Annotated in this window: 12 protein-coding genes; 2 read left to right on the top strand and 10 right to left on the bottom strand. The window is 40.7% G+C overall.

Going from position 1 to position 13,220, the window contains the following annotated elements:
* Positions 1–14: 14 nt before the first annotated feature.
* The 7 genes from JQ841_RS02575 to pbp1b all read right to left on the bottom strand — a co-directional run bounded on the left by JQ841_RS02575 (position 15) and on the right by pbp1b (position 7,658).
* Positions 15–545 (bottom strand): nucleoside/nucleotide kinase family protein, encoded by a 531-nt coding sequence (locus JQ841_RS02575; RefSeq protein WP_203180033.1) that lies wholly within the window; start codon positions 543–545, stop codon positions 15–17.
* Between the two features lie 330 nt (positions 546–875).
* The gene (locus JQ841_RS02570) at positions 876–1,553 is read right to left on the bottom strand and encodes a rhomboid family intramembrane serine protease (protein ID WP_203180032.1); all 678 of its coding nucleotides are present in this window, start codon (positions 1,551–1,553) and stop codon (positions 876–878) included.
* On the bottom strand, positions 1,537–2,076 hold the full coding sequence (locus JQ841_RS02565) for a 5-formyltetrahydrofolate cyclo-ligase (RefSeq protein WP_020903401.1): 540 nt from the start codon (positions 2,074–2,076) through the stop codon (positions 1,537–1,539). The genes JQ841_RS02570 and JQ841_RS02565 overlap by 17 nt, the downstream gene beginning before the upstream one ends.
* A gap of 11 nt (positions 2,077–2,087) precedes the next feature.
* Positions 2,088–3,218 (bottom strand): N-acetyldiaminopimelate deacetylase, encoded by a 1,131-nt coding sequence (locus JQ841_RS02560; RefSeq protein ID WP_203180031.1) that lies wholly within the window; start codon positions 3,216–3,218, stop codon positions 2,088–2,090.
* A gap of 67 nt (positions 3,219–3,285) precedes the next feature.
* A complete protein-coding gene (gene dapD / locus JQ841_RS02555) occupies positions 3,286–3,984 on the bottom strand; it encodes a 2,3,4,5-tetrahydropyridine-2,6-dicarboxylate N-acetyltransferase (protein ID WP_000127451.1) in 699 nt (232 codons plus the stop codon).
* 228 nt (positions 3,985–4,212) lie between these two features.
* On the bottom strand, positions 4,213–5,124 hold the full coding sequence (locus JQ841_RS02550; protein WP_203180030.1) for a DMT family transporter: 912 nt from the start codon (positions 5,122–5,124) through the stop codon (positions 4,213–4,215).
* A gap of 56 nt (positions 5,125–5,180) precedes the next feature.
* Positions 5,181–7,658 (bottom strand): penicillin-binding protein PBP1B, encoded by a 2,478-nt coding sequence (pbp1b, locus tag JQ841_RS02545; RefSeq protein ID WP_203180029.1) that lies wholly within the window; start codon positions 7,656–7,658, stop codon positions 5,181–5,183.
* A gap of 141 nt (positions 7,659–7,799) precedes the next feature.
* On the opposite strand from pbp1b, the gene tyrS reads away from it, so the two are divergent.
* Positions 7,800–9,056, top strand: coding sequence for a tyrosine--tRNA ligase (gene tyrS, locus JQ841_RS02540; protein ID WP_020903398.1), 1,257 nt, complete (start codon positions 7,800–7,802; stop codon positions 9,054–9,056).
* A 76-nt stretch (positions 9,057–9,132) separates the two neighbouring features.
* Here tyrS and JQ841_RS02535 read toward each other — a convergent pair whose 3' ends face one another.
* Positions 9,133–11,196, bottom strand: a complete 2,064-nt coding sequence (locus JQ841_RS02535; protein ID WP_203180028.1) for a heavy metal translocating P-type ATPase — start codon at positions 11,194–11,196, stop codon at positions 9,133–9,135.
* Between the two features lies 1 nt (position 11,197).
* Complete coding sequence (locus JQ841_RS02530) at positions 11,198–11,476, bottom strand: DUF6110 family protein (RefSeq protein WP_000910910.1); 279 nt, start codon at positions 11,474–11,476, stop codon at positions 11,198–11,200.
* 304 nt (positions 11,477–11,780) lie between these two features.
* On the opposite strand from JQ841_RS02530, the gene JQ841_RS02525 reads away from it, so the two are divergent.
* Entirely contained in the window at positions 11,781–12,629 is an 849-nt protein-coding gene (locus tag JQ841_RS02525) for a putative RNA methyltransferase (RefSeq protein ID WP_203180027.1), read from the top strand.
* 105 nt (positions 12,630–12,734) lie between these two features.
* On the opposite strand, the gene JQ841_RS09845 is transcribed toward JQ841_RS02525, so the two are convergent.
* Positions 12,735–12,941, bottom strand: coding sequence for a hypothetical protein (locus tag JQ841_RS09845; RefSeq protein WP_000265676.1), 207 nt, complete (start codon positions 12,939–12,941; stop codon positions 12,735–12,737).
* Between the last annotated feature and the right edge of the window lie 279 nt (positions 12,942–13,220).

Below are 13,220 nucleotides of genomic sequence, written 5' to 3'. Positions count from 1 at the left end.
TCCTTAATGATGGATTACAGATTTTCAATCAAAAATCGATTTGAAGTTTTAATGATATTTGCTATTTTGGGGACGTCTAAATCATCTGTATACAGAAAATGTTTTTCCTTTTCCTTATTTTTAGCTAGAAACTCACTTCTTGCTTGTATTGATAAGTTGCCCACTCTTTCAATTTCTTTTCTAGAACCATCCCTATCTTTCAAGGTTTTTTCTTCGGCCATTAAGACACAATATTTTAGACCAATTTGTTTTTCTTTTAAGAAAGAAGCAATTTTCTTCAGTTGGTATTCAAAAATGACATACTCTATTACGACAGAGATGCCTCGAGTTATAAAATTATTGGTCAAGCTGATGATATTGTCCCAAAACAAATCCATGTAATAGCCTTCATCTTCCCAAGGAGCCACGAGTCCTCCTTTAATCATTAAATAAATCATGTCGCCTTCAATTACTGCACTTTTCTTAAAAGAATAGGCCAACTCCTTACTGACTGTGCTTTTCCCAACGCCTGGGGGGCCTGAAATAATGTAAACACAATTTTCCAACTTTACACCTCTTTTATTCTAATAATTCTTCAATCAATTTCTAATATTATAACATTTTCTATTTTTAAAATATATAACAAGACTGATACAACACTATATTCTAGAAACTTACGATACAAAAGAAATAAAAAAGCACACCATTCTCAATTTTCTGCAAAAAAACCTTTTTACAAATGACTTCTTCGCGATAGAATGGGCGCTCACTTTCTCAAATCATCTACACACAAAGACTTATTTTTAGAGCTATGTTGTTTCGAATGGTTTCAAATCACATTAAAAGCTACTCATTTTTAAGTAGCTTTTTTCTTATTCAAGTTTACATATTAGCCGTCACAACACCATTCCCTTGTAGAAAAGCAAGACTGCGAGTCCTACTAACAAGACTACCGCTACCAGTCTCTGACTATCTCTATACATCCGTCTTTCGCCTCGGACTGGAAAGATAACTGCTAGAAATGCACCACCGACTGCACCACCGATATGACCTGCTAGGCTGATTCCTGGAATCAGAACACTTCCAATAATGTTAACCACAAAAAGAGTCAGATAAGATTGACCCAACTGCTGGATATAAGGATTGCGAGTTGCATAGCGAAGAACAATAATTGCAGCAAATAGCCCATAAAGAGAGGTAGAGGCTCCTGCAGCTAAGGATTTTGGACTAAATACAAAAACAAAGAGATTACCCATCATTCCTGATAAAAGATAGAGAAAGAAAAACTTCTTAGATCCGAAAATTTCCTCTACTTGCCTACCAAGATAATATAGCGAAAGCATATTGACAATGAAATGCTCCCAACCAATATGAACAAAAACGGCTGAAAAGAGACGCCAAAACTGCTCAGGAAAGAGCCGAATAGCAGGCCCATACATGGCTCCAAATCGAAATAGGGTATCTGCCCTGTCAAAGTTTCCACCTGTAGTCACCAACATTAGTAGAAATACCAAGGCCGTCACTAAGAGAAAGAAACTCGTCACAGGATAACGTCTGTCAAAGATTTCCTTCATCAATCAGAACCTCCTGAACAGGAATATCATGGCTTTCAGGGATAAAGTCCTGAATTTGACAAGGATAGATCGTACTAAAAGTATGACCAGATAAATGTTTCAGATAGCGATCATAATAACCTCCACCGTATCCAATCCGATATCCTTCCGTCGTAAAAGCCAGACCAGGAACATGAATCAAATCAATCTGAGAGGCATCCACCACTTCCAAATCTCCCTGTGGTTCCAGTAAGCCAAAGGAAGTTTTGACCAGTTGTTGCGGATTATAGACTACAAAGTCCATGCGCCCCTTGGGATAAGTTTTGGGTATCAGAACCTTCTTGCCGTCCTTCAGCGCCTGCTCAATCAGTTCCTGCGTTTGAAACTCATGAGGAAAAGAGAGGTAGGTTGCGATGACCTCAGCTTCTTGGTAAAAGGGGTGTTGTAAAAGTCGTTCGGTTAAAGCTAGATCCGAAGTAACTTTTTGAGTTCGAGGGATAGCCTTCATTTCGTGCAAGACTTGCTTACGTAATTCCGATTTCATAGATAACCCCTCTACTCTGCTGCCTTCTTTTTCAGGAAACTAGAGACCGCGTCCACCCCAATAGCTAAGGCTTCTTCCTTAGGACTCATCTGAGGGTGATGAAGGGCGTAGGGACTATCAATACCTAGCCAGAACATAACGCCATCAACTTTTGAAAGGAGATAACCAAAGTCTTCACCTGTCATAGCAGGTTCGATATCAATCAACTCAATTTCGCCTTTTTCTTCAAAGAAATCCATCAGTTCACGCGCCAAGGCTGGATGGTTCTCAACAGGCAGGTAACCACCTTGTTTGAGTTCCACTTCGACTTCCATATCGAAGGCAGCTGCAACCCCTTCTGCAACTGTTTTGACCCTTTTTTGCACCAAAAGACTCATGTCCTGTGTCAAGGCCCGAATAGTTCCATGCAAAAAGGCTGTGTCTGTGATAACATTGTTGGTTGTTCCAGCTTGGAAAACTCCAAAGGTCACCACTGCTCCCTCGATTGGGTTGACATTGCGGCTGACAACTGACTGCACCTGGGTCACAAAGTAACTAGCCGCCACCAAAGCGTCATTGGCTTCATGCGGAAAGGCTGCATGTCCTCCTTTACCTTTAAAACGAATCTTCACCTCGCAAGTCCCTGCAAAGAGTGTATGAGTATTGGTCGCAATCTGTCCAACCTTCAAATCTGGCCGAACATGAAGTCCATAAAACTGGTCTGGCAACCAGTCTCCAAAAGCGCTATCCTCATACATGAGCATGCCACCAGCTTCATTTTCTTCAGCAGGTTGAAACAGAAAGAGCAGATTGTTCTTTGGCTGCTCCTCAAGGGCGCGCTCTAGACAGCCCAAGGCAATAGTCATATGAAAATCATGTCCACAAGCATGCATGCGGCCTTGGTGCTGAGAAGCGAAAGGAAGGCCTGTTTGTTCGACGATAGGCAGGCCATCAATGTCTGTTCGCCAACCAATGGTCCGCTCTGGCTGACTTCCCTGTAAATAGACCAAAATCCCTGTTCGCCAAGTACGAACTTGAACAAAATTCTTGCCCGCAGTCAATTTCTCAATCACATCCAACAGATAAGCTTGAGTCTTGAACTCCTTCAAGCCAATCTCTGGAATCTGGTGCAAATCTCGTCTAGTCTGAATCAAATCTAACATCTATCTATCCTCCGATATAGCAGAAAGAGGCTGGAAGAAGGGTTCCGCCTCTTTATTACTTTTACAATTATAAGGTACGAAGCGCATCCTCTAGCGCTGTTTTTTGTTGGGTTTGGGCATCAATCTCTTTGATGATACGAGCTGGAACACCTGCTACCACCACGTTTTCTGGGACATCCTGGGTAACAATAGCTCCTGCTGCGACAACTGAACCACTACCGATTTGGACCCCTTCGATAACCACTGCGTTGGCACCGATGAGAACATTGTCTCCAACACGGACTGGTTCTGCGCTAGCTGGCTCAATCACACCTGCAAGAACGGCACCTGCACCAACGTGACTGTTTTTCCCCACGATAGCACGGCCACCAAGGATAGCCCCCATGTCAATCATGGTTCCTGCACCAATTTCAGCACCGATATTGATAACCGCTCCCATCATGATAACAGCATTGTCACCAATTTCAACCTGATCACGGATAATAGCACCCGGCTCAATACGAGCATTGATAGCACGTTTATCTAGCAAAGGAACTGCAGAATTACGAGCGTCTTGCTCAACAACATAGTCTTGATTTTCTACCAAACCATCGAGAAGGGGAGCCACGTCCTTCCAATCTCCGAATAGGACATTCCCTAGTTTGACAACAGAGCTTGGTACAGCAGCTGCAAGTTGTCCCTCAAAGGTTACTTTAACACTGGTTTTCTTTTCAGCATTGGCGATAAATTGAATAATTTCTTGAGCGTTCATTTTTGTAGCAGTCATAAGCGCCTCCTAGTTCATTTTAATGATACCTATTCTACCAAAAAAGGCCTCAAATTTGAAGCCTTTTTGTTTGTTTTTAGGTATGATTTTTAGGGATGTGAGATAAAACGTGCTGTCGGTAAAAGCAAGCCCCTACCGATACAACCTAAAAACACTCTTCACAACTATCTCCCCGTGTTTTATTGACTATTCTAGTATAGCACACTTTTAGAATTAAGAAAAGACTTTTTATTTACTTTCTTTCGCTTCTTCTATCGATAGGAAAATCATAGGTAAAATAATCAAGGCCATAGCTAGAAGAAGGGACCAATCCACTACTAAACCTAAAAATAAAACACTCAAAAGGGCAGAAGAGAGAGGTTCACTGGCACTGATAACAGAAACCACCAAAGGAGAAACCAAGGACACTGCCTTCATGGAAATGAAAAAGGCAAAAGCCGTTCCAAAGAAAGCGATAATAAGGCAAATCAAGATACTCCAAATATCCAGAGTAAAGGAAAGCTGATACACTGGCGAAAGGATATTGCTAAATAAACCTGCCAAAATCATCCCCCACCCAACCGTGGGTACAAAACCATAGCGCTTCGCGAAAGGTTGGGGCAGGATAACATTAAACATAACCCCCATAGCACTCAGTAAACCCGTTATAAGAGCTAGTGGTGTCATGGATAACTGAGAGAGATCCCCCTTTGTCGCCATCAAGCCAACACCCAACATGGCAACTAAAACATAAAAAATAGCACTTTTTGACGCTCGTTTTTGATAAACCAAAAGATTGTAAAAAAGAATAAAGACAGGGCTGATAAACTGTAAAATAGTTGCTGTCGCAGCATTTGAGTATTCTACGCAGAGATAGAAAAAATACTGGACTGAGAAAATTCCCAAAATAGCATAGGCTAGAAAGGGCAGGTAATTTTTCTTATCTCGCCAGATATCTAACACTTGTGATTTTAATTGCATTGCTGACCAAATGAGCACAAGACTCCCTGCCAGTGTCAAACGCATAGAGGTAATCCAGCCCGAAGACACCTGGTAATGGGTAAAGAAATACTCTCCTAGAATCCCACAGATTCCCCAGATTAAGCCAGATAAGAGCGAATAAATAGTTCCTTTAACAATCTTTTTCTGATACTGATTCATACCTTTATTGTAACATGAAAGGGCAAAAGAAAAAAGTGGCAATCAATACCACTTTCCTATCTTCTACTATTTGATTGTGTAGGTGATGATGAACTTGATGTACTGCTAGAGCTAGCACTTGAACTACTACTTGAACTAGTGCTTGAGCTGGAAGGAGTTGGTAGTGTGCTAACAATACTTGACCAAGCATTTTGATAATCTGCTTCACTTCCTCCAATAGCAAAGTGATAGCTGGTCGTAGGAGCTCCCGCCTTGTTAGCCCAATAGCTCGTTACAGTAGAACCTGAAAGACCAACTGTTTTTCCATTAACGGATACTTGCCCCGGCTTCTGTCCTGTAGATCGGAGGACCTGAGATTGGGTCACACTAGAATCAAGATTAAAGCGTTCATTGCCCCAAATTCCAGGCTCAGCCTGTTGGATAGCATTGACCAAGTAAGCCATATATTTGGCATTTCGATAATGCCCAGCCCCCTTAGCCATTGGGCGGTTGTCATCATGACCTAGCCAACCACCCAGAGTCAATCTTGGTGTCGAAAGCATGAGCCACATATTTTCATCTTCATTGGTCGTACCAGTCTTACCAATCCAGTCTGCACGAGCTAAGCTTGAATTGATAGAAGCCAAATCCGTTTGAAAACTTGAAGTGATTCGAGATGAAATCACCTCACGAAGTAAACTCTGCATAATCGTTGCTGTTGCCTTCGAGTAAACTTGAACTGGTTTATCTTGAAACTCATAGATTACTCTACCGTCAGATGATTCAATCTTAGAAATCACATGTTTCTGATGGTAAACACCGTTATTGGCAATTGTTTGATAACCGTTGGTATGCTGGGCAACTGTGACTTCAATCCCACCACCCATAGGCAGACTTTCGATACCATACTCTGGAATCTCGTAACCCATTTTCTCCATGTAACCCTTGACATCTACACCCTTCTCACGAAGCATACGATAGGTCCAATAGGCTGGGATATTCCATGAATAGTTCAGGGCTTCACCCAGGGTCATCATGCCTGTACCTGGACTGTTCACATACATGATAGGATTGCCATTAGAGAATTTTGTCGGATAATTGGACAAGATACTAGCGCTTCCCATCAAACCTTGGTCAATGGCAATACCATAGGCCAACAAAGGCTTGGTTGTAGAGGCTGGCGAGCGCTTAGTGTCAAAGGCGTGATTGTTTTGGTTAGTCTGGTAATTACGACCACCAACAAAGCCTAGAACAGCCCCCGTTTTATTGTCCATCAAAACATTCCCTACTTCAGGCTGCCCAGTCGAATCATCTACCAAACGACCGTAGTTAGCAACTGCATTTTGCATGGCGTTATGGATTTTTTTATTGATCGTTGTAGTGATTTTGTAGCCGCCATTACTTAGTTCCTGCTCCGCTCGCTCATGATAAGCCTTTTGAACCGCTTCCTTTTTCAACTCTTGGCTAGAAACATTGTCCTGTTGAACTAAATAATCATACATGCGGTCTGTCGCTTCAGCCATAGCTGTAAAGTAGAGATAATCTCTCGAAACGGCATTGATAGTTCCTGATGGCAAGAAATCTTGTTTGAGATTATAATCCTTGTACTGGTCGTATTCTTCCTGAGTCAGAGCACCCGTACGGTACATGTTGTAGAGAACATCCTTGGCCCGCTTCAAACCAAGCTCTAAGTCTTCATCACTCTTTAACTCTCCAGTATTTTCATAAGGAGAATAAGTAATCGGACTCTGTGGCAAACCTGCTAGGAAAGCTGCTTGGGGAATACTCAACTTATTGGCATCGATACCGAAAATCCCTTCAGCAGCTTGCTGGGCACCTGCAATATTCTGCCCTTTATGATTTCGACCAAAGGGAGCAACATTGAGATAGGTGGTCAAGATTTCATCCTTGCTCATGCTGCGTTCCAAGGCAAGGGCATCGACAATTTCTGTAGCCTTACGAGCCAAAGTCGGAGCATCTCCGACTACTTGTTGCTTGATTAACTGTTGGGTCAAGGTCGAGCCCCCGCTAGATGAGCCCAAACCTGCAAAGGTTCCCAAAGTAGCCCGAATCACAGCTTTTGGCACAACACCTTTATGTTCAAGAAAATGTTCATCCTCAGTAGCAACAATAGCCTTTTTGAGATTGTCCGATATTTCCTCAGATGAAACAGAAGTTCTCAGTAGATCACTCTCGATAGAAGCAATGACACTCCCATCTGCGTAAACAATTTCTGAGATGGAAGAAATATTTTTAACCTGCTTGACCAAATCCTCCGATTGGGGAACCTTGGCTTTGTCAAACAAAGCAACCCCATAACCAAGAGCTACACCAGCACCAAAAAGCCCACCGATAAAGCCTAGAATAAAGAGCGTATTCAAAATTCCCTTGATAGCAGCTAAAATGCTACCTAGGATAGGCAAAATTTTCCCACTTGTCTCATTCGACTTCTTCTCTTTTGAGACTTTCTCTGATTTTCTATGATTTATTTTTGATTTTACTAGCTGGAAAAATTCCAGCATTTTTTGTTTTAATTCATTTAATTGATTTTGCATGGATTTCCTCACTCTATCTATTATACCATAAAAGGTAAACTTTCAATAAAATAGCCACTTTCTTCCCTATTCTACTAGGCTATTGTCCAAGTTTGTGATACAATAGGTAGAAACAATATTTTTAAAAAGGAGAAAAGACACATGCACATTTTTGATGAGCTAAAAGAGCGTGGTTTGATTTTTCAAACGACTGATGAAGAAGCTTTGCGTAGAGCCCTAGAAGAAGGTCAAGTTTCTTATTATACTGGCTACGATCCAACTGCTGACAGCCTTCACCTAGGCCATCTTGTCGCAATCTTGACAAGTCGTCGCTTGCAACTAGCAGGTCACAAACCTTATGCGCTCGTTGGCGGTGCTACAGGTCTCATTGGAGATCCGTCCTTCAAAGATGCTGAACGTAGTCTCCAAACAAAAGACACAGTAGATGGCTGGGTCAAGTCTATCCAAGGACAACTTTCTCGTTTTCTTGACTTTGAAAATGGCGAAAACAAGGCTGTCATGGTCAACAACTACGACTGGTTTGGCAGCATCAGCTTCATTGACTTCCTCCGTGATATCGGAAAATACTTCACTGTCAACTACATGATGAGCAAGGAGTCTGTGAAAAAACGGATTGAAACAGGGATTTCTTACACTGAGTTTGCCTACCAAATCATGCAAGGTTACGATTTCTTCGTCCTTAACCAAGACTACAACGTTACCCTTCAAATCGGTGGTTCTGACCAGTGGGGAAATATGACAGCTGGTACCGAATTGCTTCGTCGTAAGGCTGACAAGACTGGCCACGTTATCACTGTTCCATTGATCACAGATGCAACTGGTAAGAAATTTGGTAAATCAGAAGGAAACGCAGTCTGGCTCAATCCTGAAAAGACTTCCCCATACGAAATGTACCAATTCTGGATGAACGTTATGGACGCTGACGCTGTTCGCTTCTTGAAAATCTTTACTTTCTTGTCACTTGATGAGATTGAAGACATCCGCAAACAGTTCGAAGCCGCTCCACACGAACGCTTGGCTCAAAAAGTATTGGCTCGTGAAGTGGTCACACTTGTTCACGGAGAAGAAGCCTATAAAGAAGCTCTTAACATCACTGAGCAACTCTTTGCAGGAAACATCAAAAACCTTTCTGTCAAAGAACTCAAACAAGGACTTCGTGGAGTGCCAAACTACCAAGTTCAAGCAGACGAAAACCACAATATCGTGGAACTGCTCGTTTCATCTGGTGTGGTTAACTCAAAACGCCAAGCCCGTGAAGATGTCCAAAATGGAGCTATCTACGTAAATGGTGACCGTATCCAAGACCTTGACTATGTCTTGAGTGACGCAGATAAGTTAGAGAACGAACTAACTGTTATCCGTCGTGGGAAGAAAAAATACTTTGTTTTGACTTATTAAACTGTTCAACATTTACCTATAAAAAAGGAGTTAACCTCGAGAAAGGTAACTCCTTTTTGCTGTTAATAAGTATCATCTATCTATTTTTAATAGACAGACTACGCAGGACAATGCGCAAGGTTGTTAGATTATGTAAGATAGAGAGATTTGAAGGACTGAGCCAATTAAACAAGCCAAAGCCAATCAAACTACTATTTACGACAACGGTATCTTGAATATTCTTCTTGATGAGTGTTTGCAAAGATGATGATAGCGAATCCAACTCTTGGAAGAAATCCAAGCGATTATCTAACAATAAGATATCACTCATCTGCTTAGAAATATCTGCGCTCTCATTCATCACCACACCGATATCTGATAGGGTTAGAGCCGCTGAGTCATTCAATCCATCTCCAACCATCAAAATAGTGTGACCTGCTTTCTGCAGTTCCTCTACTAGCTCAAATTTCCCATCAGGTTTCAAGTCTGTATAGACCTGATCAAAGGGCAAATCTTTGACTAATTCCTCTGTTCTAACCAAGGTGTCCCCTGTTGCCAGAATCAATTTTTTCCCTTGTGCCTTAAGTTTCTCCAAGGCTGCTTTTGCTTCTTTTCTCAACGGAGTATGAATACAGAACATTCCAATCAATTCATTCTGATAAGCCAAGAATAAGAGATTATAGTGACTCTTGTACTCTTCAATTAAAGCATTTTGTTCTGAATTGATATGAATTTGCTCATCCTGCATCAAGACATAATTTCCAATAAGAACTGGTTGCCCATCTATATGAGATTTAATCCCCTTGCTTGCGATATATTGGAGTTTCCCATGCATTTCCTCATGTTCAATTCCCTCTATCTCAGCTTGCTTGACGATGGCATTAGCAATAGGATGATAAATGTGTTCCTCAAGACAGGCACTGATTCTGAGAATATCTTCCTCACTATAGTCCCCAAAAGGTAACACCTTTTCAACTATAGGATAACTAGTTGTGATTGTTCCCGTCTTATCAAACAAGAAAGTATCAACTTCCAGATATTTCTCCAGAATATCTCCATCCTTAATCACCATTTCACGATTCAACCCCTCCTTGATAGCTGTCAAATAAGCTACAGGAGTAGAGATTTTCAAAGCGCAGGAGAAATCGACCAATAGGAAAGAAATAGCCTTAGAAAAAGAACCTGTTAATAGGTAAGTCAGACCAGCCCCCAAGAAATTATATTTGACGACCTTATCCGCCATCTTGATGAAATAGCGTTGTTTCGTTTTCTTGTTTTCTTCAGATTTCTTCATCAACTCAATCAGCTGTAAAATCCGGCTGTTCATCTGATTATCGGTTACACGAATGCGTAACTCTCCAGTTTCCAATACTGTATTTGCACAAACCAAATCAGACTCTCTTTTTTCAACTGGAAAACTCTCTCCTGTCAAGGAACTTTCGTTGACCATACCTAAACCTGAAACTACTTGTCCATCAAACAGAATTTCATTTCCTTGAGATAGGACCAAGACATCTCCTATTTGAACATCGGAACTCTTGATACTAACAACCGTATCCCCCTGTACTAGAAATACATCGCTCTCTTTTGCAAGAAGGCTTTGTTCTAAATCTGTTGCAGTTTTTTTCAAGGACCACTGATCTAAATGATTCCCCAAATCAAGCATAAACATGATATTGCTAGCTGTCTTGGATTGGTTCATAAACAAGGACAATAAAATCGCCGAACAGTCCAAGACCTCCATCGTTAGTTCCTTACGCGCTAGTGTTTGATAGGCTTCTCTAATATAGCCAAAAGCCTGATAACAAGTCCATATATAGCGAATAGGGTACGGCACAAAACTACGAAAAAGTATACGCTTAATCGCTGCACCTGAAACAATAGAATAAGCACTCTCTTCTCTACGAATGGGAAGAGTCATCAACTCAGAAACTTTCCCTTTATCAATTCTTTTTAAAAAGGCTTCTGCATTATCTAATACAGAAAAGCCTTCTTTTATACGTAGAGTAAAGTGCTGTTGATCCATGTAAAACTGGATAGACTCAATCCCCTTTTCATCTCTCGCCAAGGAACGAAGATAGTCTTGAATATCCAAGGTGAGTGAAAAAGAAGATGATAGTCGGATATGTTGGTATCCTCTATGTAGCACTTTAAAAGACATATTATTCCCCTATAAGGCTATCTAATTGCTCTTCTTTTTTCTCTTGCTCGTACAAATATTTGGCATCTTGCAAGACATCGTCTCCATGTTGTTTCACAACAGAAACAGATGCATCTAGCCCGTCTTTCAACTTGTAAGCCTTAGCCAAAGCTTTAGAATAACCTTTTTTAGCTTCCTTACTTGCCAAGATTTTCAAACCAAGGGTACCAAATGCGACACCACCCAAAAAGAGTGATGATTTTTTCGCAACTTTTGCGACGGTTAATACTTCTTTTAACATACTTATTTCCTCCTTATCATTATTATATAGCAATTTAGATATAAAAGCAATTTCATTTTATAAATTGGAGAATTATACTCAATGAAAATCAAAGAGCAAACTAGGAAACTAGCCGCAGGTTGCTCAAAGCAGTGCTTTGAGGTTGTAGATAGAACTGACGAAGTCAGTAACCATACCTACGGCAAGGCGACGTTGACGTGGTTTGAATTTGATTTTCGAAGAGTATTAGTTTTATTTCTACTGAATCTCCCATCTACTTATTCCTAAAGTTGCTTTCATTTGCCTCTTTTGATACACTTAAACTATGAATACAAATCTCAAACCCAAACTTCAACGTTTTGCTTCTGCTACTGCCTTTGCCTGTCCTATCTGTCAAGACAATCTGACTCTGGTAGAGAACAGTCTCAAATGTAGCAATCGCCATTCTTTTGACTTGGCGAAATTCGGCTATGTCAATCTAGCCCCTCAAATCAAGCAATCTGCTAACTACGACAAGGAAAATTTTCAAAATCGTCAACAAATCCTAGAAGCCGGCTTTTATCAGGCTATTTTAGAGGCTGTATCTGACTTGCTAGCCAGTTCAGAAACTAGCACCACAGTCTTAGATATCGGTTGTGGCGAAGGATTCTATTCTCGCAAACTCCAAGAAAGTCATCCTGACAAAACCTTCTATGCCTTTGACATCTCCAAAGATTCCGTCCAAATCGCTGCTAAGAGCGAACCCGATTGGGCAGTCAATTGGTTTGTTGGCGACTTAGCTCGCCTCCCTATAAAAGACGCTAGCATGGATATCCTGCTTGATATCTTTTCCCCTGCCAACTATGGAGAATTTCGTCGCGTTTTATCCAAAGACGGTATCTTGATAAAGGTTATTCCAACTAAAAATCACCTCAAGGAAATCCGTCAGAAGGTACAAGACCAGTTAACAAACAAGGATTATTCCAACCAAGATATCAAGGAGCATTTTCAGGAGCACTTTACCATCCTATCTAACCAAACGGCCTCTCTGACTAAGACTATCACAGCAGATCAGCTCCAAGCCCTACTCAGTATGACGCCTCTCCTCTTTCACATCGACCAGAGCAAGATTGACTGGAGCCAACTGACAGAGATTACCATTGAGGCTGAGATTCTTGTTGGGAAAGTACTATAATTGACACAAAAAACCGCATTTCAAGAAGATCTGCGGTTTTAAATTTCAATTTTTAAACTATCGATCCCAAAAGTCTAAAACATTTAAAGCTTTTAGCTTCTCCATTTATTTTCGATTCGAAATAAAAAACTTATCAATAAATAGCAAGTGAAATAAGGCAAGTGTAATTCCCGATAAGCACCCATGATAAGAGATTTCTTGATGGGTAAGGGGGTAAAGATTACTATTACCCGCCAATAGGCATGTTAAAATAACAAATAGAATCCAAAATAAATCAGTCCATTTATATTTTGAAAAATATTTTTTCCACATAAAAACACCTTCTTTCCTACAATTATATTATAATACTTTGTGTAAGCGAATACAAGAAATATGAGGTAATTTTTAAGTAGATTTCGAAGCTGAAAGACAGTAAAACCAGCATTTCTAAACCTTCACTGTATCTAGGATTTATCTGTTTTTAGACAAGATTGACCCAAATCCACAGCATTCAAAAAAGCGAATTTCAATCGAAATTCGCTTTATAGGAAAGTGTATTAGTATAAATCTTGTATCTTATACTCAATGAAAATCAAAGAGCAAACTAGGAAG

Origin of the sequence: Streptococcus mitis (assembly GCF_905187535.1) — a bacterium.
Taxonomy (GTDB): Bacteria; Bacillota; Bacilli; order Lactobacillales; family Streptococcaceae; genus Streptococcus; species Streptococcus mitis_BS.
This window is presented reverse-complemented; position numbering and strand designations above follow the sequence as displayed.